Raw genomic sequence first — 696 nt, forward strand, 5'->3', positions numbered from 1 at the left:
AAATAGAGCAAGAAATGGGAATTTCATTGTCAATAGTTGAATCCCATGTACGAGAAAATGATGATAGGTGGTTTTTCCCATATGGGGGAAATAAGGAAGAGGGGTATTTTGCAAAGGTCTCTATCAGCCTTAACAATCACTATTAAAATGCGCGCCAATATTTTGCCTTCTAGCGTATGCGGCTTGGGCGACGGCGAGGCTGCATTCGAGTAGGTTGCGGTTTTCGTATTCGGACGCGGTGTATGGCTCGGCTTGGTTTTGCTTCCAAAGCCGAAGTTGGGCGATAGCATGGCGCAGGTCGGTATCGTTGCGTATGATGCCCAGATGGCGTTGGTTGAAAGCTTGCAGGGTGGGGCGGCTGAATGCGTTTTGGAGGCCTTCTGAAAAGATGTCTGTTTCGGCAGAGAGGCTTTCAGACGGCTTTTGGAATGGTTCGGTTTGGAACGCTTGTCCGTCCGCGATGGTTTGGGCGGCAAGCCTGGCTGTCACGACGCATTCGAGCAGGGAGTTGCTGGCGAGGCGGTTGGCGCCGTGCAGCCCTGTGCAGGCGGTTTCGCCTAAGGCGTAGAGCTGCGGCAGGGAGGTTCTGCCGCTGGGGTCGGTTTGGATGCCGCCGCAGGTGTAGTGTTGCACTGGGCGGACGGGGATGGCTTGGTGCGTGATGTCCAAGCCGCATTGGGACAGGCAGTGCCGATG

Annotated in this window: 1 protein-coding gene; it reads right to left on the minus strand. The window is 54.9% G+C overall.

What is annotated here, in order from left to right; genetic code table 11:
- Positions 1 to 129 precede the first annotated feature (129 nt).
- A partial coding sequence (locus tag ACTHUR_RS14365) for an FAD-binding protein (protein WP_440399239.1) occupies positions 130 to 696 on the minus strand: 567 nt, incomplete at its 5' end.

Source organism: Neisseria sp. P0021.S007, from assembly GCF_051956855.1.